General features: G+C 45.7%; 20 protein-coding genes. All 20 read right to left on the reverse strand.

Translation table 11 applies throughout. The features are described 5' to 3' along the window. Positions 1-373 precede the first annotated feature (373 nt). Positions 374-988 (reverse strand): histidine phosphatase family protein, encoded by a 615-nt coding sequence (locus I6E26_RS09670; protein WP_235321654.1) that lies wholly within the window; start codon positions 986-988, stop codon positions 374-376. Positions 989-1,013: 25 nt separating this feature from the next. Then, the gene (gene cobD, locus I6E26_RS09675; RefSeq protein WP_235321655.1) at positions 1,014-2,108 is read right to left on the reverse strand and encodes a threonine-phosphate decarboxylase CobD; all 1,095 of its coding nucleotides are present in this window, start codon (positions 2,106-2,108) and stop codon (positions 1,014-1,016) included. After that, on the reverse strand, positions 2,089-2,943 hold the full coding sequence (locus tag I6E26_RS09680) for a GHMP family kinase ATP-binding protein (protein ID WP_235321656.1): 855 nt from the start codon (positions 2,941-2,943) through the stop codon (positions 2,089-2,091). Before I6E26_RS09680 ends, cobD begins: the two co-directional genes overlap by 20 nt. 91 nt (positions 2,944-3,034) lie before the next feature. Then, the gene (gene cobS, locus I6E26_RS09685; protein ID WP_235321657.1) at positions 3,035-3,796 is read right to left on the reverse strand and encodes an adenosylcobinamide-GDP ribazoletransferase; all 762 of its coding nucleotides are present in this window, start codon (positions 3,794-3,796) and stop codon (positions 3,035-3,037) included. 3 nt (positions 3,797-3,799) lie between these two features. Continuing rightward, complete coding sequence (cbiB, locus tag I6E26_RS09690) at positions 3,800-4,762, reverse strand: adenosylcobinamide-phosphate synthase CbiB (RefSeq protein WP_235321658.1); 963 nt, start codon at positions 4,760-4,762, stop codon at positions 3,800-3,802. After that, positions 4,756-6,288, reverse strand: a complete 1,533-nt coding sequence (locus I6E26_RS09695; RefSeq protein WP_235321659.1) for a cobyric acid synthase — start codon at positions 6,286-6,288, stop codon at positions 4,756-4,758. Before I6E26_RS09695 ends, cbiB begins: the two co-directional genes overlap by 7 nt. Before the next feature lie 12 nt (positions 6,289-6,300). Continuing rightward, positions 6,301-6,861 (reverse strand): bifunctional adenosylcobinamide kinase/adenosylcobinamide-phosphate guanylyltransferase, encoded by a 561-nt coding sequence (gene cobU / locus I6E26_RS09700; RefSeq protein WP_235321660.1) that lies wholly within the window; start codon positions 6,859-6,861, stop codon positions 6,301-6,303. 20 nt (positions 6,862-6,881) lie between these two features. Next, on the reverse strand, positions 6,882-8,318 hold the full coding sequence (locus I6E26_RS09705) for a cobyrinate a,c-diamide synthase (RefSeq protein WP_235321661.1): 1,437 nt from the start codon (positions 8,316-8,318) through the stop codon (positions 6,882-6,884). A 34-nt stretch (positions 8,319-8,352) separates the two neighbouring features. Continuing rightward, on the reverse strand, positions 8,353-8,988 hold the full coding sequence (locus I6E26_RS09710) for a precorrin-8X methylmutase (RefSeq protein ID WP_235321662.1): 636 nt from the start codon (positions 8,986-8,988) through the stop codon (positions 8,353-8,355). A 3-nt stretch (positions 8,989-8,991) separates the two neighbouring features. Further along, a complete protein-coding gene (locus tag I6E26_RS09715) occupies positions 8,992-9,756 on the reverse strand; it encodes a cobalt-precorrin-6A reductase (protein WP_235321663.1) in 765 nt (254 codons plus the stop codon). 5 nt (positions 9,757-9,761) lie between these two features. Further along, positions 9,762-10,511 (reverse strand): precorrin-3B C(17)-methyltransferase, encoded by a 750-nt coding sequence (cobJ, locus tag I6E26_RS09720; protein WP_235321664.1) that lies wholly within the window; start codon positions 10,509-10,511, stop codon positions 9,762-9,764. Then, positions 10,499-11,653: a cobalt-precorrin 5A hydrolase gene (locus I6E26_RS09725; RefSeq protein WP_235321665.1), complete on the reverse strand. Its 1,155-nt coding sequence runs from the start codon at positions 11,651-11,653 to the stop codon at positions 10,499-10,501. The genes cobJ and I6E26_RS09725 overlap by 13 nt, the downstream gene beginning before the upstream one ends. 3 nt (positions 11,654-11,656) lie before the next feature. Continuing rightward, positions 11,657-12,415, reverse strand: coding sequence for a precorrin-4 C(11)-methyltransferase (gene cobM / locus I6E26_RS09730; RefSeq protein ID WP_235321666.1), 759 nt, complete (start codon positions 12,413-12,415; stop codon positions 11,657-11,659). 51 nt (positions 12,416-12,466) lie between these two features. Next, entirely contained in the window at positions 12,467-13,051 is a 585-nt protein-coding gene (cbiT, locus tag I6E26_RS09735) for a precorrin-6Y C5,15-methyltransferase (decarboxylating) subunit CbiT (protein ID WP_235321667.1), read from the reverse strand. Next, entirely contained in the window at positions 13,048-13,698 is a 651-nt protein-coding gene (gene cbiE, locus I6E26_RS09740) for a precorrin-6y C5,15-methyltransferase (decarboxylating) subunit CbiE (protein ID WP_235321668.1), read from the reverse strand. The genes cbiT and cbiE overlap by 4 nt, the downstream gene beginning before the upstream one ends. Then, positions 13,683-14,819, reverse strand: a complete 1,137-nt coding sequence (gene cbiD / locus I6E26_RS09745) for a cobalt-precorrin-5B (C(1))-methyltransferase CbiD (RefSeq protein WP_235321669.1) — start codon at positions 14,817-14,819, stop codon at positions 13,683-13,685. The genes cbiE and cbiD overlap by 16 nt, the downstream gene beginning before the upstream one ends. A 34-nt stretch (positions 14,820-14,853) precedes the next feature. Continuing rightward, on the reverse strand, positions 14,854-15,774 hold the full coding sequence (gene ftsY, locus I6E26_RS09750; RefSeq protein WP_235321670.1) for a signal recognition particle-docking protein FtsY: 921 nt from the start codon (positions 15,772-15,774) through the stop codon (positions 14,854-14,856). A gap of 31 nt (positions 15,775-15,805) precedes the next feature. Then, entirely contained in the window at positions 15,806-18,817 is a 3,012-nt protein-coding gene (locus I6E26_RS09755) for an AAA family ATPase (RefSeq protein WP_235321671.1), read from the reverse strand. Positions 18,818-19,060: 243 nt separating this feature from the next. Continuing rightward, positions 19,061-19,453 carry an HI0074 family nucleotidyltransferase substrate-binding subunit gene (locus I6E26_RS09760; protein ID WP_235321672.1) on the reverse strand — a complete coding sequence of 131 codons (393 nt, stop codon included), beginning with the start codon at positions 19,451-19,453 and terminating at the stop codon, positions 19,061-19,063. Beyond that, positions 19,437-19,739, reverse strand: a complete 303-nt coding sequence (locus tag I6E26_RS09765; RefSeq protein ID WP_235321673.1) for a nucleotidyltransferase family protein — start codon at positions 19,737-19,739, stop codon at positions 19,437-19,439. The genes I6E26_RS09760 and I6E26_RS09765 overlap by 17 nt, the downstream gene beginning before the upstream one ends. Positions 19,740-20,238 lie beyond the last annotated feature (499 nt).

Consider the following 20,238-nt stretch of genomic DNA (forward strand, 5'->3'; position numbering starts at 1 on the left):
GCTTGAAATCATGTGTGCATGATTTCCTATTTGCATTGTTTAGTTTTCAAGGAACACTGCTTTCTCACTAGCTCTGTAAAATCTTCATCAGATTTTTGTAAATCATTTATGTGAGTCAGCTTGTTTATAATATCTCATTTTGTTCAGTTTGTCAAGAACATTTTTGAAATATTTTCTATCGCTTCCTTCAAAGCATCCTCGGCAAGCTATCCACTCCAAGGCTTTGCTTTGCTGTATCTCAACGACAACGATGTATATATTACAGCATCCTGAAATAAATGTCAATAATTTTTTTTAAAAGTTTTTTGCTAAAAAATTACCTGCCATAAAGTATTACCATAATACTCTATAGCAGGTCAATAATACTGACACATTATTTTGTTTTTAGATGTTCTGTGGAATTCATCAAATCCACTGTGCATTTTCCATCTTCATAAAAGGATATTACATTGATAGCTGTATTATCCTGCCGGATATTCCACATATAGCGCAGGGATAAACCCAAGGCATAACAGAGAATTGTCCTGTTTACGCCACCATGAGCTGCAATTACAAAGCTTTCCCCCTGATGCTTCTCCACCAGCTCCTGCAGCTTGGCTACAGCTCTCTTTTGCACATCAGTAAAGCTCTCACCATTAGGACAATCTGTAATATCTGGCCTTGCAAACAATCCCTTATGGGCATCTGGCCAAGCATTATTGATTTCGTCATAGGTCAGTCCTTCCCAGTCCCCAAAGGATATTTCCCTAAGCTCATCACAAGGCACAACAGGCAAGTCAAATTTTTCCGCCACTGCCTTGCCAGTGTCCATGGCCCTTTTCAACGAGCTGGCATATATGCCCTTTACATCATCAAAAGGAAAATGCTCCTTTAGCTTCTCAGCTTGCTCCAATCCCTCCTGAGATAACTCAATATCTGCCTGTCCCTGATATTTTCCCAACTTGTTCCACACAGTCTGACCGTGTCGTATTAAAATCAATTTTGTCATTATTTACCACCTAGCCATCTCTACATCACTTCTGAAGGCATTTATTCAAAATAGCTGCCACTTCCCGATTAGACTCCCCATCTCTAATAGCCAAGCGAATGTATTTATCATTCAAACCTGGATAATTGCTGCAATCTCGAATAAGTACCCCATGTTTTTTCATCCTTTTATGCAGCTCCCCACTGGATAATTGTGACTGCTCCAGCTTTATCAAAATAAAATTTACAGCAGGTTCAAAAACTTTTATATCCTTTATCTCCCCCAGTAAATTATACATATCCCTTATATTTTTTTTGGTATTATTTCTGGTTTTTTCAATATATTCCTTATCAGCCAAGGCTGCTGCACCCGCCTTTTGAGCCAACAGATTAACATTCCAAGTATCCTTGTGATACTCCATAACCTTCACCCTTTGACTATGACAAATGCCATAGCCCAGACGCAATCCCGGTATAGCAAACATCTTGGTAAGGGAGCTAATCACCAGCAAATTACCATATTCACCAGCCAGCTGAACCAAGCTGTATTTATCCCTATCCTGGCGAAAATCCAAAAACGATTCATCCACTATAATATCCACATTACAATCAGCAGCCTTTTCTACCAGCTTTACCAAATCATCCTTGCTTATCAACTGACCGGTAGGATTATTGGGATTGCCCAAAATAAGGGTATCACAATCTCCCAAAGCCTTTCCCAATCCCTCTATATCCAACTGAAAATTCTCTGCTTCCTGCAAGTAAAAATATTGTATTTCTGCCCCGCAGCATCTAGCTGACTTTTCATATTCACTAAAGGATGGTACCGGCAGTAACACCCTCTTAGGGCGCCTGCTATGAAAATAAACATAGAATAGCTCCGCTGCCCCATTGCCCAAAATTACCTGATTTTCCTTTACACCATAGTACGCAGAAATAGCCTGCTTCAAATCCCTTCCCTCTGGGTCAGGATAATGAACCAGGCCATCTACATGCTCTAATATGGTTTTTTTCACGGATTCAGGCAATCCCAAAGGATTAATATTAGCACTATAATCCAACCAGCTGCCACGGGGGCTTTTCTCTGCATAGATATTTCCCCCGTGGGTAAAGGCTGGTATATCAGCGCTGTTCAATGTCATAACCACCAGAAATCAAACGCTCCGTCTCAAAATATTCCAATTCTGGGAATTTTTCCCTAATCTTCTCTACAGCCTCCATAACATGCTTCATGGACTCATCAGGAGCAAACAGCACTCCCACCATAGTACCGCTGTGAGCTACATTAACGCCCAGTGCCCCCAATGTTGCTGAATATTTAATAATTTCCTCCAAATGAGGTTTGGGAACCAGCTTCTGATTAGCCTGGGCGCTAAGAGTAGCTACATGAGCAATCTGTCTAGGGCTGAAATCCACATCCAGCTTATCAATAGCCTCCAACAGTTCCTTTGGACTGTCCTCATGTCCATGATATTCTGAATGGAACTCAACTGTATTGATACTGCCTCCCATGTCAAACATGGCAATAATCATTTTGGGAGCATTGCCATAGCTCTTTATCAGCTCACCAGTCATATAATTCATTTGTACGATACCAGGGTAAAAAATACCATCAGTAGGCTCAATCCCTGCTGCAATTTCAGAAATTTCCTCTGGCTCCAGCTCCTCATCAATAGCAGTGGCTACAGCCTGAATAACAGCAACAATATCCGCTGTGCTGGCGGCCATGCCCTTGCCAGTTGGCAGCTGAGACTCCAGGGACAATCCCAATGGAAAGCTTTCACAGCCCATATAACTGGTAGTAGTTTTCAATGCCATATGAGCTTTCTTGCCCATGCCTGTCTTGGCAGAGGTTTTATCGGTAACCAAGGCCTTGGAATACAAGCCTATGGGACAAGTGATCATAAATGGCTGCCCGTCTCTCCAACCTTGAGCTAGTTCACCACAAGAGCCTGGTACTAATACTTTGATAATCATAGCGATCCCTCTCTTCTAAGGATTTATCTCTTTATAATTAGGTTAATTCGCCATAAGTAACAAAAATCCTGCAAAGAGCACAAATAAATTATCAAAATTGCACAAATAAATACACCGCCAAGGTAAGAAGCTCTGTCAAGGTGCACACGGCACCATAAACATCACCTGTAAGTCCCCCCAGCAATTTCGTTACATAACGTCCAAATAAATACAAAAAAACATAGCCTGCTGCCACTGCTGCCAGACTGAACCAGCCATCTAAAATTGCAAGCAGAAGCAGGGTATAAATCACAATAAAAATATAATTTTTCGATGTGGCATATTTGCCAAAAGCCTTTCCCATACCATCAGGTCTAGCATAAGGAAATAGGGAAATGGCTCCTGTCATCATCAACCTGCCTACCACGGGCATGACCAACAAGGCCCAGGGTAAATTTTCCTTGGGCATATCCAGAAGCAGGCTATATTGCATTAATACCAAAATACCAAAGGCAACCACTCCAAAGGAGCCAGTGCGACTGTCCTTCATGATTTCCAGCATTCTATCTCGCTCTCTGCCAGAAAAAATGCCATCCACAGTATCCATAAAGCCGTCACAATGGATTCCCCCGGTAGCTAAAAATGGCACCACCGCCAAAATAGCTGCTCGGAAATGCTCCGGTACAGATATGCCCACTATATCCTCTAGTCCCCAGGTCAGCAGCCAGGCCAGAAAGCCATATAACAGTCCCAGCACCAGTCCCACCAAAGGAAAATATCTAACGCTTTTGCCAAAATCCTCCTCAGTCCAAACCGTTTGCTTTACCACCTGTATTCTGGTCAGGAACTGCAAGCCTATCAAAAAAGCCTTCATAGATTATACCCCTCCCAGAAATTTATATCCCTGCAATGCCAAATGAGCCAACAACAAAAAAAGCACCGTTGCCGTATACATCAATCTGGTACAGCCTAAAATATGCTTAGCCCCCAGCTCCTCATAGGGTTCTCCCATATAGGCCCGAAAGCTTTCCCTGCCGAAATAGGAATTATATCCTCCCAGCCGGATTCTCAGGGCACCAGCCACAGAAGCCTCCGCCCAGCCTCCATTAGGGCTAGGATGTTTGGATGCATCCCTCCGCAGCATGCGCCAGCTATTATGCCAATCCAGCTTTAAAATCAAAGCTGACAGCACAAAGAGAAGTCCCGTAATTCTAGCGGGAATATAATTAGCCACATCATCAATCCGGGCTGAAACTCTACCAAAATACAGATATTTATCGTTCTTATAGCCTACCATAGAATCCAAGGTATTGACTGCTCTATACATATAGGCCAAAGGCAGTCCACCCAGTAAAAAGAAAAAGAAGGGGGCAATTATGCCATCCACTGTATTTTCCGCCACTGTTTCCACCGTAGCTCTGGTAACCTCTCCCGGAGACAGTTTCTCCGTATCACGGCCCACAATCCATCCTACCTTGTAGCGGGCATTCTCCAGATCGTCATTTTCCAAGTAGTTATAAATTTCCCTACCTGCCTCTGCCAAGCTGCGAGGCGAAATAGTAAAGCTAAAAAGAAAGCCCTCCACCAGAATCGTAACCAGTTTATTATCCAGCTGAGAAAGCAAGCCATCTATACCTGCTGCCACCTGATAAACCACCAGCAAAACTGTTATAGCCAATAAGCCTCCAGCCATCAGCTTCCGCCTATCCCTATCCCCTTCATGATAAAGGGCTGACTCCATTATAGATATCAGTCGGCCAATTAACACCACAGGATGAAATTTGGAGCGGGGATCTCCCACAACCGTATCAAATAAAAATCCACAAACCGCTGTTAGCATGTTTTCTCTCCCATAATCTGATACAGCTTCTCCATATCCAAGGCGTTTTCTACCACATCTGCCAAATGTTCATAGGCCTTTTGCTTTTCCGCCATAACATTTCTCGTATTGGCCAAGGCTTCCAAGCCCTTGCTATGCCGTAGGGCATTCAACACACTGCGGCGGAATACATCATTGTCAAAGACACCATGAATATATGTACCAAAAACATTGCCTGCTGCATTGGAGGTGCCCTCCTGGCTGGCACAAGTCTTTCCCCGCCGCTGACATACAGTAAATGGATGCTTATCCGCCTCTCTGGTAAAGGTAGTATGTCCCATATGAATCTCATAGCCCTGCAAATTGTCAGCAGAAATAGACTGGCCCATAAAATGCAAATCCTGACACTGAGCCACCACCTGACTGGTCAGCTTTTCAATGGCAAAAACAGTTTCCATGCCTAGAAGTCCCAAGCCAGCTGCCTCATCATTTTGAGATTCTGTATGCTGAGGATCTCTAATAACCTCTCCCAGCATCTGATAGCCGCCGCAAATACCTATAACAGCCTTGCCGGCCTTGGCATGAGCCAAAATTTTCTCTCCCAGCCCTGATTTCCGCAGATATAGCATATCCTCAGTAGTGTTTTTACTGCCGGGCAGCATAATAACATCTGGCTCACCCAAATCCTCTACAGACTTTACATAGTAAAGGGCCACATCCTTTTCATGAGCCAAAGCATCAAAATCCGTAAAATTGGAAATCTTTGGTGTCTGAATAACGGCAATCCGTATATCCCCATCCGTAGGGGCAGCTTGCTTTTCCTCCAAGGAAACAGAATCCTCATCATCTATCCCCATCTGGTCAATATGAGGCACTACCCCCAGCACTGGCTTGCCTGTTTTTTCCTCCAAAAAATCAATAGCAGGAGTCAGCAGGGTAACATCCCCACGGAATTTGTTAATAACCAAGCCCTTTACCAGCGCTCTTTCTTCCTCATCCAGCAGCTCCAAAGTACCCACCAGAGAAGCCAACGCTCCTCCCCGGTCAATATCTGCTATAAGCAGTACCGGTGCCTGTAGATATTTGGCCACCCGCATATTCACAATATCATTAGCCTTGAGATTGATTTCTGCTGGACTGCCAGCTCCCTCAATGACAATGGTATCATATTCCTTATCTAACCGTCCTAGGGCTTCCTTAACTGCATCAAAGGCCTTCAAGGAATAGCCCCGATGATATTCCCGAGCAGACATATTGCCTACAGGCTTACCCATAATAATTACCTGAGAAGCAGCATTGCCTGTGGGCTTCAAAAGCACAGGATTCATATCCACCATAGGCTCCATGCCGGCAGCCTCTGCCTGAGCCACCTGAGCCCGGCCCATTTCATCCCCATCTCTGGTAACATAGGAATTCAGAGCCATATTCTGTGCCTTGAAAGGCACTACCTTTCTACCTTTTCTATAAAGAATCCGGCACATAGCTGTAGCCAGAATACTTTTACCTACATGGGAGCTGGTTCCCATCATCATAATATAATTTGCCATAAAAGCCTCCCCTTACCAATTCTCAGCCAATTTTTTTATATTGACAGGTATACCGGCTACGGTAAAATAAACCTCCTCCGAAGCTGCTGCCAATAGCTGATTGGCCAACCCTGCCAAATCACGAAATTCTCTTGCCAGATGATTTTCTGGCACAATACCTGCTCCCACTTCATTCGTAACCACTACCATAGTGGCATTACTTTTCTTTACAGCATCTATAAGGGACTGGCAAGCCTCCCGCAATAGGCTGTAATTTCTCTCTGAATCATCAATATTATCCAAACTGCACAGCAGATTGCTGGTATATACCGTCAGGCAATCAAAGAGAATCATATCACAGCCAGCCTGAACCGCTGCCGCCACGGCCTTGTGAGCCTCATAAGGTGCCTCATAGGTCTGCCAATCTGCTGGCCGTCTCTCCTTGTGAAGCTTCACGCGAAACTCCATTTCCTTATCCCAAATCTGCGAGGTAGCAATATAAGCCACACTTTTGCCATACTTTGCTGCGTATTTCTCGCCAAAGGAGCTTTTGCCACTGCGGGCACCTCCAGTTACCAAGACGAGCTTTCCCATTTTTCCACCTGCTTTAAACTCTATTTATCCTGACGACTAATGTTATAATTCCAACAGCTGCCTACAAAGGCTGTAGCTGCTTCAACACAGCCGGCAAAATGAATATGAAGATAGGAACCTAGCACATTTCCCTTGTCACTCACAAAACCACCTGGGTATACAGCGTTATTTCGCATTCTGGTAAAAGAAAAAGCTCTATTGCCTACTACATCACCAACTCCGGGAATTTCTGCGGAAAAATGAAATTCGTGGCCCTTTAGCTTCATACCTGCCTGACCAATACAGCAATCCTGCAAAAGCTCTGCCTCTACATAGCCCACCATTTGCAGCTTTTTGTTCATCTGCACCTGCTGTGGCAATATACCCGTCATATTGAAAATTCTATCCTCAAAATCCTTTAGGCACTGACCTAGATACATGTAACCGCCACATTCAGCAAAGATAGGCATTCCCTGACGGGCTGCCTGAGCAATAGCAGCCAACATGGACTTATTGGCCTCCAGCTGGCTGGCAAACATCTCTGGGAAACCTCCCCCTATAAGCAAACCATCCACATCGGGCAAAACGCTATCTAGCAAAGGACTGAAGGGCACAATCTGAGCTCCCAGCCGCTCCAAAACAGCCAGGCTTTCTGGATAATAAAAGGAAAAGGCCTCATCTTTGGCCAAACCGATTTTTATTTTGCCAAAGTCATCTGGAAAGCTTCTTTTTCGGCCTACAATAACCTTTTGCAAATACTCTTCCGCCTGAGAAGGAATTTTAGCCATAGGAGAAGCATTATGGGCAATCTGCAGCAAAGCTGTAAGATTTATTTGTCTCCCCATAGCCTCACCCATAGCATCTACCACCTGACGGTCCTGATTTTCCTCCACAGGCAGCAGGCCCAAATGGCGCTCCGGCATGGTTAGAAGATTATCTCTCCTGACAGCCCCCAGGACAGGCATACCGATGCCTGCCATCGCCTCCTCAATCATTTTCTGATGATTTTCAGAACCTAAGCGATTGAGAATAACGCCTGCAATATGAACATCCTTGGCATATTCCCGAAAGCCCAGGGCAATGGCTGCAGCAGAGGCTCCCATAGACTTGCAGTCTATGACCAATATTACTGGAGCCTGCAGCAGACGGGCTATCTCTGCCGTGGAGCTGATACCGCCTCGTCCCCCATCATACAGCCCCATAACTCCCTCTATAATGGCCACATCCATATTCTGAGCCGTATCAATAAAGGTATTTACCATAGTTTCCTTGGACATGAGCCAGGTATCTATATTATGGGCGGGACGGCCACTAGCCAAGCGGTGATATCCCGGATCTATATAATCAGGCCCTATTTTGTAGGACTGTACCTTGATACCCTGATTCCGCAAAGCAGATAGCAAGCCTGTTACTACTGTGGTTTTGCCACTGCCGCTGCTGACCGCAGCCATGACCAATCTTGGAATTTCATAGCTCATAAAAACACCCTCTGTCCTGAAAACCTTGTAAAAATCAATCCCGATTGTTATCTATAATGTACATAATGGCGTTAACCACTGCTGCCGCAATAGGGCTGCCTCCTTTGGTGCCCTCAACTGTAGCATAAGGCACAAGGGTATTGGCTGCCAGCTCTGCCTTGGAGTCTGCTGCTCCCACAAAACCTACCGGAATACCCACAATGGCTGCTGGGCGGAGATTTTCCTCCTCCACCATTCTCAACACCTCAAAAAGGGCAGTTGGCGCATTGCCAATGGCAATAATAGCCCCATTCATATCCTGGCCAAAACTGCGCATAGCTGCCATAGAGCGAGTGATCCCCTGCTCCTTGGCCACCTTGGCAATCTCTGGATCTGCTACCTTGCAGAATACCTGGCCTCCAAAGGCTGCCAGCTTCCGCTTGTTAATACCTGTCCGCACCATTTCCACATCAGTATAAATATTACAGCCTTTCTCCAAGGCTTTGCGAGCTGAATCTATCAGCTCAGGATGCAGACGAATAATCGGTGCATATTCCACATCGCCAGCCGCATGAATAATGCGGGAATATACCTTCACCTGATCCTCACTCAGATTCAACCCCTGCAAATGAGGAGCAATAATTTCCATACTGCGATTTTCTATTTCCATTGGCTTTTTTATAAAATCCATAAATCAACCCAGCTCTTTCTTTACAAAATCCAACACCTGCTGAAAGCTTTCAGCCTTTTGACTATAATTCACCTTTGGCCTGTCAATAATTACCAGAGGCAAATCCAACTCTATGGCCGCCTGAAATTTGGTATCCGTACCACCAGTATTACCGCTATTCTTGGTAACTACCACCTGAGCCTGATACTTTTGGAACAACTCCTTGTTTAGCTCCAGAGAAAAAGGTCCTTGCATAGCTATAATATCTCCCGGCGTAAAACCCAATTCCTGGGCCATAGCCACAATCTCCGGCTCAGGCAGTACCCGGCAGATTACATGCTTATTTGCCATTTCCGGCGCCTTGGCAAAGGTAGCCAAATTGCGACTGCCTGTGGTAAGAAAAATATTCTCCCCCAGCTCTGCGGCCTTGGCTGCTGCCTGCTGATAATTCTCCACATAAAATGCCTTAGCATAATCCAAAGGAGTCTGCTGCCGTTCATAGCGTATATAGGGAATCTTGGCCCTTTGGCAGGCCTCCATTGCATTCATAGAAACATTAGCAGCATAGGGGTGGGAAGCATCCACAAAAAGCTTTACCCCATGCCTGGCAAAATATGTCACAAAACCATCTGCATCCAAGGCCTGACAATTGATATGCATGCCAGAATAACGCTCCAAAAGGTTTTCCCCATATTGACTAACTACTGAGGCAGTAACCTTATAGCCCTGCTGCAGCAGATAGCCTGCCAGCTCCCTGCCATCCTTAGTGCCAGCTGATACAAAAATCATTTTTCTCACTCCTTGGTGATTTTGTAACCACGAGGAGTAATCATATAGCCGTCCTTAACATAGGTATTGCTGTTGCCAATAATAACCATAGAGAACATACCAATATTTTCCTCGGTAAAATGGCCCAAATCAGACAGCACAATGCTTTCCTTTTCCCGGCTGGCACTGCTGACAATACCTACAGGCACAGTGGCTGCTCTATGCTCTAAAAGAATCTTCTGAATCTCATAGATATAATCAGGGCGATGCTTGCTCTTTGGATTGTACAGAGCAATAACAAAATCTCCCTCTCCAGCCAAAGCAGCTCTCTTTTTAATCAGCTCCCAAGGAGTCATCCAGTCACTAAGGCTGATAACAGCAAAATCATGCATCAATGGAGCACCTAGCAGGGAAGCTGCCGCATTTACAGCAGAAACGCCAGCTACTACGCCGCCCCATTCAGGTCTTTCTGCCTCTGGCAGCTGCAATACCAGCTCCAGCACCAAGCCTGCCATGCCATAAACACCGGAGTCGCCGCTAGATACCACCACTGTATCCTTGCCAACGGCTGCAGCCTCCACTGCCGCCTTACACCGATCAATCTCCTGAGTCATACCAGTGCCAATAACCTCCTTGCCCTCCAGCAAAGGCTCAATCAAATTGATATAAGTCTTGTAGCCAGCTACTACACTGGCATTTTCGATGGCCTTTCTGGCTCTAGGAGTCATATCATCAAAGTTTCCAGGGCCAATGCCCACTACTATTATTTTTGCCATATTAATGCTACCGTCACTTTCTCATATTTATGCTTGCTTAGGGCAATTCTGCCTTGAGGCACACAGCAAAGTGCCGCTGCCTCGCAGATATTCCCTATGCCAATAGTTTTCTTCACAAAATTGGATTCCTTCAGCTGATATTTTGCAATCATCTCAGCCATTTGCTGATTTTCAAAAAATTCTATAGGCACCTGAAGCTCCTTAGCCATAGTCAGCAGACCTGCTTCATCAGCCTTAACCACCGTACTAGCCAGTTGGGAAATCCGCCCGGTGCTCCAGCCTATAGAAACACATGCCTCAACCAAAGCCTGAGCAATAAGCTCCTTAGGAGTATTTCTGCGACAGCCTACACCGGCAATCAGACTTCGGGGCTGCAGATAGAGAATATTTTCCTCAGAAGGCAAATTTTCAGCCTGAGCTGTTATCACCACATAAAGCTTCTCAGAGTCAATCCCCACCAGAGCTTCTGATAGATTTTCCACCAGCCTGTAAGCAATCTGATACCTTTGCAACACAGCCTCATAATTTTCTCTAGCCTTTAGCTGGCTATCCACCCAGTAAACCAGCCTTTGTCCTATAAGTAGACCGCCATTAAACAAGGGTAAATTCCTTTTAGGCGTAGGTAGGCATTGCAAATCTGCCGCCATCACATCTGGCGCCAGCAAATTGTTTACATCTGTTGCTGTGGTAATCACAGGATTAGCTTCCAGCTCTCTAGCCAAATAAGCTGTAAGCCTGTTAGCCCCTCCAATATGACCTGAAAGAAGACTGATAATATTACGGCCTCCATCATCCATAACCAGCACTGCCGGGTCCAAAAGCTTGCTCACCAAATGAGGAGCCAGAGTCCTAACCACAATTCCCGTGGCCATGACGAAAATCAGACCATCATAATTTCCCATTCCCTGGGCAAATACCTCTGACAGCTTCTGATAGCTTTGCCATTTGAGAGGCAAATCCTTTGCCAGCTCCTCCATAACCTTGGCTTGCTTGCAATGAACAAAAACCTCTGCCTCACCTTGTAAGGATTCGTAGGAGTCTTGATACTCCCCAGCAACCCCATGATTATCCTGCAAGGCCTGCACCAATCGCAAAGCCTGCTGACAGCCTCTGGGAGTTGCTACAAATACGCCATATTTCATAATTTATTTATCAGCCTGGCGGAACATATGACTGAACTCTGGCGCATAAAGGCGGGAAAGCTCATAATCTGCTGCCAGACAGTTGCTTACTACAATCATAGCTGTTCTATCAATACCCTTGTCCGCAATTTCCTCACAAATAGTTGCCAATGTAGCACGAACTATTTTTTCCTCTGGCCAGGATGCCCGCTGTACAATAGCAATAGGAGTTTCTGGCTTATAGCCTCCAGCAATCAGCTCCTTTACCACATCCTCCAGCATGGTAATGCTGAGGAAAATGCACATGGTAGCCTGATGAGCAGCCAAGGAACGCAGCTTTTCCCTATCAGGCACAGGCGTCCTGCCCTCATTACGGGTAATAATAACAGTCTGAGAAATTCCTGGCAGAGTATATTCCTGCTTCAAAGCCGCCGCTGTAGCCAGGAAGGAGCTGACTCCTGGTACAACCTTGTATTCAATTCCCAGCTTATCCAATGCATCCATCTGCTCCTGAATAGCACCATAAATGCTAGGATCTCCTGTATGAAGGCGTACCACCATTTTTCCCTGCTTTACGCTATCCTCAATAACGTTAATTACCTGAGGCAAGGTCATGGAAGCAGAATTATGAATTTCACAGCCTGCCTTGGCATAATCCAACAAAGCAGGATTTACCAGAGAGCCTGCATAAATAATTACATCTGCCTCGGACAACAACTTCTGTCCCTTCACAGTAATCAGCTCGGGATCTCCAGGGCCTGCACCAACAATAAATACATTCATTCTTCAACAACCTCCTAGCAACAAACTTACCTCTAACGGCAATCCGCCGTCCTATTTATTTTTGACACAGGTAACGATAAATATAGGATTAGCAGCCTTAGCCATATCATATGGTCCCACCTGCTCCCAATGATTTACCTGTACCTGTATGGTTTCATAACTGTAATTTTCCTTTGTCCGCATATAGTTCAAGCATTGCATCAATGTCTGTACCGTAATGCAGTTCAGAATAATTCTTCCTTCTGGCTTCAACAGCTCATCCAGCTGATCCAAAATAGGTTCCAAATGACTGCCGCTGCCACCAATAATAGCTCTATCCAGCTGTGGCAGCTGCTCCATACCCTCTGGAGCCTCTGCCTGAATAATATGCAGATTCTCTATGCCAAACTTTTCAGCATTGACCTTGATAAGCTCAATGCCCTCTGGCTTTCGTTCAATGGCAAAAACCTTGCCATCTGTGGCCTGCAAAGCCGCCTCGCAGGAAATAGAGCCTGTACCAGCCCCTATATCTGCCACCATATCTTCCCTTTCTATCCTAGCCTTGGCTAGAGTAAGTATGCGAATTTCTTCCTTGGTCATAGGCACCTTGCCCCGAATAAATTCCTCATCAGGTATGCCTACAGTGTATTTTTTCATCCGATCACCACCAACACACAGTTCCCCTGAACAGGCAGATTTCCAGCCTGTCCCAAGGTAGTTTTCACAATGGCTTCATCCTCATAGGACAATCTGCTGCAAATAGCCAGCTCAGCCTCTGATGGCCAGCCTCTTTCCATCAGCAGTTCTGATATGGTATGAGAATTATATTTGCTATCTGTCAGCATCCCCAGCAATCTGCCCTTGCTATAAGTCAATTTGCCCTCTGCCGGCACCCGGCCATGAAAGCTTAATAGCTCAGCTTCATGCCAAGGCAGAGCCAATCTGGCAAAGGCCAGCTGGAAGGAGCTAATACCGGGAATTACTTGGATTGCTTCCTGGGGAAAACCGCGGCGCAAAGCATCCAGCAGGGAATAATATCCCGGATCACCAGATACCATCACCACCACATCCTGCCGGGCAAGATTTTCTCCAATAAAATTCATAACTGCCGGTATATCTCCCCCAATGGCCATAGTTTTCTGTTTTCCCGCCTCAGAAGCTGAAAATTGAGCCAAAGCCCTTTTGCCTCCTACCAGCACCTGGGCCTTTTCAATGGCCTGTACAGCCTCCGGCACCATATAAGCAGGATTCCCCGGCCCGATGCCTGCTACAATTATTTTATGACTTATTATTTTATCTGCCATCCAAAATCCCTGCCTATCTCTTTTGCCTTTTCATCCATGCCTAAAAGCTTTCCCTGCAAGGTTACCAGAACAGTACCAACCTGCAAACGGTTAAAAAGCAGCCGTTCCGCCCGATAACTGGCCCTAGCTGCAATTACCTGATAAACAGACTGCAAACCGTATTCCTCAATAACTGGCAAGGCCTCCTCGGTGGTAACAGCCTGCAAAATTCGCTGTACGCCCTCTGCCGGCATACCTTTGGCAGCACTATAGGCTGCCAAAACCTCCAAACGGGCATCCCCCACCCGATTGTGGGTATGAAACACTCCTGCCGCCACCTTGGCCAATTTGCCAATGTGGCCAAAAAGCAAAATCCGCTCCAAGCCATGGTCTGCTCCAGCTTCCAGCATAAAGCCAATAAAATTACTGGTTTGCACCATCGCCTCTGTAGGCAGTCCCCAGCTGGTGGCAATTCTTTCCCCAATCTTCCCTGGCACAAAAATCTGCGTTGTAAAGCCTGCTGCCTTAGCCACCTCTATTTGTGGCACTAAGGAGTTTTTAAAGGCCTCCTCCGACATAGGGCGCAAAACCCCTGTGGTGCCAATAACGGAAATGCCTCCCTCAATTCCCAGGACAGGATTCAGGGTTTTGGTGGCCAACTCTGTGCCAGCAGGAATGTCCACCCGCACCAGGCAGGCCTTATCTCCAATAATATCCTTGATACTATTATAAACCAACTGCCTTGGTCCCGGATTTATAGCCGGTTCCCCTACAGCCAGACTTAATCCCGGCTTGGTAGCATGGCCAATGCCCTGCCCCGCCTCAAAAAGAATCTGCTTGTAGAGAATGCTTTGACCATAAACCGGCTGCAGCTGTTCCTGAGTCAAAAAGCTAAAGGTAATAAATACAGAGGTGCCATTGGTAATATCCGGATCATCCCCTGCATCCTTAATAATCTCAACCTTTACCCCATGAGCCAGCAGCTCCACTGAGGCTATAGGAATCTGCAAAGGAGTACCGTCCAGAGCCACAATATCCACTCTATCTCCAGGATCCTCTCCCTGCATAATCATGGCTCCGGCCTTGGCCCCAGCCGCTAGACAGGCTCCTGTTGTATAGCCACCCTTTAGCTGCTTTGCCATATTTATTACCTGCCTTTCCTCAATCAGGAATATTTTACTCGCCTTTAACAAACAAGGCCTTGGCAAAATCTTCTGCTACGAAAGGGCGCAAATCCTCTACACCCTCACCAACGCCAATCCATTTCACTGGCATGGAAAGCTCTGCCTTGATGCCAATAACCACGCCACCCTTGGCCGTGCCATCCAGCTTGGTAAGCACTACACCGGTAATAGGCGCAGCCTTGGTAAAGATATTAGCCTGACTAATGGCATTCTGACCAGTGGTAGCATCCAGCACCAGCAATGTCTCGTGAGGTGCCTCTGGAATCTCCCGCTGAATAACTCGATTGATTTTCTTCAGCTCCTCCATGAGATTTGCCTTGGTCTGCAACCGTCCTGCTGTGTCAATCAACAGCACATCAATATTTCTGGCCTTGGCAGCCTTTACCGCATCAAAGGCTACTGCAGCTGGATCTGAGCCCTCCTCGTGGGCAATAACCTTGGTGCCGGTACGCTCACCCCACACCTGAAGCTGGTCAATAGCAGCAGCTCTAAAGGTATCCGCAGCAGCCAGCATAACGGATTTTCCCTGTCCCTGATAATAGGAAGCCAGCTTGCCAATGGTAGTAGTTTTGCCTACCCCATTAACGCCAATAACCAGAATAACCGTAGGTCCATTTTCTGCCACCTTGGTTTCATCAGAGCCAGTCGTCAGGATTTCACTAATTCTAGCCTGCAGGAATGGCTTCAAATCCTCTGGGGTATTAATCTCCTTTTTCTTAATACCCTTGCGAACAGCTTCCATCAGCTTGTCTGTAGTGTTAACACCTACATCAGCCATAATCAGGATTTCCTCCAGCTCATCCAGCAAATCATCATCAATATCTGCATAACCAATAATCAGCTTTTCAATCTTGTTGGTAATGTTTTCCCTGGTTTTGCTTAAACCTTTTTTTAATTTATCAAAAAATCCCATCTATAAAATCCTCCTATATATGATTACTATATTAATTTTCCTGCTGATAATCCTCCAGCTTTACGGAAAGTATCTTGGATACTCCTGCATCCTCAATAGTCACTCCGTACATGGTATCCGCCACCTCCATAGTTCCCTTGCGATGGGTAACCATAATAAATTGAGTCCTTTCCGCATATTCCCGGATAAATTTGCCAAAACGGCCTATATTGGCCTCATCCAAAGGGGCATCTATCTCATCCAGGACAGAGAAAGGAGCGGGGCGATACTTTAGGAAGGAAAACAGCAAGGCCACTACGGTCAAGGCTCTTTCTCCACCAGATAGTACAGAAAGATTCTGCATTTTCTTTCCCGGTACAGTGACAAAAATATTTACCCCTGCTTCCAGCAGTTTTTCCTTGTCTGTTAGCTGAATTCCAGCCTGACCGCCTCCAAAGAGCTTCACAAAGATTTCACCAAAATATTCATTAATCTTCACAAAGGCATCACCAAATTGCTTGGTCATAACCTGCTCCATCTGCTCAATCAACTGGAGCAAATCGGCCTTGGCCTTTTCCAAATCCTCTGCATTGCCTGCCAAAAAGCCGTGTCGCTTCTGCAGCTCCTCATATTCCTGAGGGGCATTAGGATTTACCGGTCCTAACTGCTTCAACTCTCTATCCAAAGCCGCCAGAGATTTTTTTAGCTCCCCAGGGGCCAAGTCCAGAACCTTCTCTGCTGCCCGTTCCGGTATCAAGCCATATTCCGACAGCATTTTGTCCTGACTCTGCTCCAGCTCATAGTCAATCTTGGAAGCATCCAAATCCAGCTGATGCAGTTGATTCTGAATAGCCTGCAGCCGACTGCCAGCCTCTCGAATTTCCTTATCATTATTCTTTTTTTCAGCCATACGGCTCAGGCGCTGCTGATAAACACCTCGGTGCTCCTCATCCGCCTTGGCATAGGCTTTTTGCTGCCGCTGACAAACCTCCATCAGCTCAGCAATTTCCGCCATACTGTCTGACAGCTCCTGCTCCATAACTGCCAGCTCTTCTGTCTGACTGTCAATAGCTGCCTGACAGCGCTGTATCTCCCTTTGGCGCAGGAGAATCTGCTCTCTGGCTCGAATAGCCTGCTGTTCCAGAACGGTTTTATTCATTTCCAGCTGGCTGGTGCTCTGGGATAGCTCCTCAGCCTCCTCATCCAGCTTTTCGTATTGCTCCTGCAGCTGAGCCAGCTGGGAGGCCAACGCCTCTCCCTGACCTTGCTTTTCCTTTAGTTCCTGATGAAGCTGAGCTATTTCCTCCCGTCGATTCAGAAAACTACTTTCCTTGTGATGCTGACTACCACCAGTAAGAGCACCTCCGGGGCTAAGCAGCTCTCCCTCCAGAGTAACAATCCTCAACCGCTGTCCCAGATTTTTGTTCAAAGCCAAGGCGTTTTCCAAGGTATCTACCACTAGAGTTCTGCCTAATAAAAACTCTGCTACCTTGCTATAGGCATTATCTACCTGCACCACCTGATGCGCCCAGCCAATAATTCCTTTAGCCTGAGCTGGCAGCTGCTCTCTATTCTGACGCACCACAATAGAGGACAAAGGCAGGAAAGTTGCTCGTCCCAGCTTATCTGCCTTAAGCATGGCAATTGCTGCCTTGGCAGTGTCTGTATCTTTAGTAACAATATTTTGCAGACTGCCTCCTAAAGCTGTTTCAATAGCCAGTACATATTTTCCCGGCACATCCAAAAGCTCTGCCACGGCACCGCAAATACCTGCTTTCCAAGGCTGCTGTGTTTTTAACACAGCCTTTACGGCTCGGCCAAAGCCCTCATAGGAGCTTTGCAGCCGCTCCAGCACCTGCACTCGTCCCTCAGCTGATTGAATAACAGCTTGGATTTTTTGCTTTTGCTGATTTAAGCCCTGGCCCTGCTGGCGAAGCTCTGTCAAGGATTGGCGCAGTTCTTTAGCTCTTTGTCTCTTAACAGCAATCTCCTGCTCCACAGCCTGCTTTTTGCTTTGGGCGGATTTTTCGGCCTGCTCCAAGCCTGCCACACCTTCTCCAGCCTCAGCCATCGCAGCCTGCTGTTGACGTATCTGCTGTTGATGTCTTTGTCTGTTAGCCTTGCCCTGACGGCGACGCTCCTCTAGAACCTTAATGCGACTATCTGCTTCCTCCAGACTGTTGTGAATCTCCTGACGCTTCTGAGCCAGCTGTTCCAGATTTTTCTCCAGATTAAGCAATTCCCCATCCAGCTGAGCACTGCGGCTTTCTATTAACTGCTTGGCTGTATTGGCTGCCAGCTCCTGATCCTTTTTCTCCTGCAGCTGCTGGTCAAATTCTCCTCGGCGAGCCTGCAAACGCTGATAATGCTGATACAAACCTGTTAATTGCAGATCTGCCTGCTCCTCCTGCAGTTCCTGATAACGCTTGGCCTTGGCGGCTCCCTCCGCCAAAGGCTCCAGCTGATTCTCAATCTCTCCCAGAATATCATGGACACGCTGCAGATTGTTTTCTGTATCCTCCAGCTTCCGCATAGCTTCCTTTTTGCGGCTGCGATATTTGCTAATACCAGCAGCCTCCTCAAAGAACAGCCTTTTTTCCTCTGGTCTGGCATTCAGTATTTCATCCATTTTATTCTGGCTGATAATCCCCATGCTATCATGGCCAATACCAGAATCAGCAAAAAGGTTAACAATATCCTTCAACCGACAGCGGGATTTGTTAATATAAAATTCGCTTTCTCCTGTCCGGAAAAGGCGTCTGGTGACTACAACCTCCCTAAAATCCACAGGCAGGGTGCCATCATTATTATCAAAATACAGGGAAACCTCTGCTACTCCCATAGAGCGCCGGCTTTCACTGCCCGCAAAAATAATATCCTCTGCCTTAACGCCTCGGATATTCCGCACATTTTGCTCTCCCAACACCCATTTAATGGCATCAGAAATATTGCTTTTGCCACTGCCATTAGGCCCTACAATGGCGGTAATGCCTCTATCAAAATCAACCTCTATCTTGTCCGCAAAGGACTTAAATCCATAGGCTTCCAGTTTTTTTAACTGCAAAAAATTCACCAGCCCACTATATATTGCAACTATGAATCACTGCTTAGAAAAGATAAGGAAAATAATCCTGCCTTTTCTCTTATCATAACCAAAATTCATAGATATTAAAATCATTCTACAAAGATATATTTTACCATAATTTGTCTAAAAAAAACAGTATAATAAAACACTCCGTCTATAATATGTGGAATTACCTCCCCTACTATATCCAGAGCGTTTTCTGTCCATATTAATTTGTGCTAATCAAATTACCTCTGCTAATTTTTTCTTCAATGTATCTACTAATATCTCCATAGCTGGCAGAAAATTACCTTTGATTAAGGCAATTACTTCATCCGCTTCTTCTTCGTCATATATGTGAACCAATGTGTTACGCTTTTTTAACATCAATAGCCATATCTGTTCATCATTAACAAAGCCATATTGATACCCCTTCTGCAACACCTCACGAGGTGAACCAGAAACCTCTGCACCATGCAGGCGTAACACTTCCTGCAAGGTTTTCCAGGCCAATTCAAATACTAAATTAAACTGACCAAGTACCCCTGTCCTATATATTTCATCTTTTCCTGCCAAGTCAAAATTCGCTTTTTGCAAAACAGCAAGACAGCTAACAAAGTTATTTAGCTTTTTCATAGATTGTTACCCCGTATTTTTCAATTTCCTGCCGCAATTCCTCAGAAATTCTTTCAGACAAATCAATAATATCAAACATTAATAATGTCCAGGCATTTTCCTTAATATCCCAATAAAATCCATCAAAATCCCCGCCTAAAACCGCTATATCAATATCACTGCGCTCTCGATGAGTTCCCTTGGCTCGTGAGCCAAATAGAATTATCTTATCTACATTATATTTTTGGGCAAAAACCGTAATATCCTCCAGAACCCGTTGAGGAAGATTGTATTCCGTAGCTCCCATCCCACCACTCCTTTTTCTCTATTATGACAAATTGCAGGATTCAAATCAAGGCGATATAGAAAAATTCTGCTTTGCCGAGTTACCTCTTTCCCTCGAGTTGTAAATATAATTTGGGATGTCAAAGGTTCTTGAAATACAGCCTGCGGTCATAACGACTTTTGCTCTGTCCGACTTAATGGCCCTATCTGATGGTTTATCCTAACGCACAGATACCGCTTGTCGCTGAGCCAATTCACAGAGACCGTATTGATAGAAAAAGCCACCGGGACACTTTTGCTGCGCAAAAGCAAGAGTCTCCCGACGCAAAAGTGTCATGCCCCTCCGGCTGTTGTCAAATCATCGTGGTTTATCGATACTGCCAATCCCCATAATTCTGCTATCTTCGTAGAAAATAGATCATTCCAAATTGTGTCAAAGCAGGAAGATTCAATGAATACACTAATGAGCGGTATGGGAGTACCCTGCACAGGTACTCTTCGCGCCTCGGTACTTAGCGATT

This window comes from Anaerovibrio lipolyticus (assembly GCF_021531495.1).
In the GTDB taxonomy this organism is placed as follows: domain Bacteria; phylum Bacillota; class Negativicutes; order Selenomonadales; family Selenomonadaceae; genus Anaerovibrio.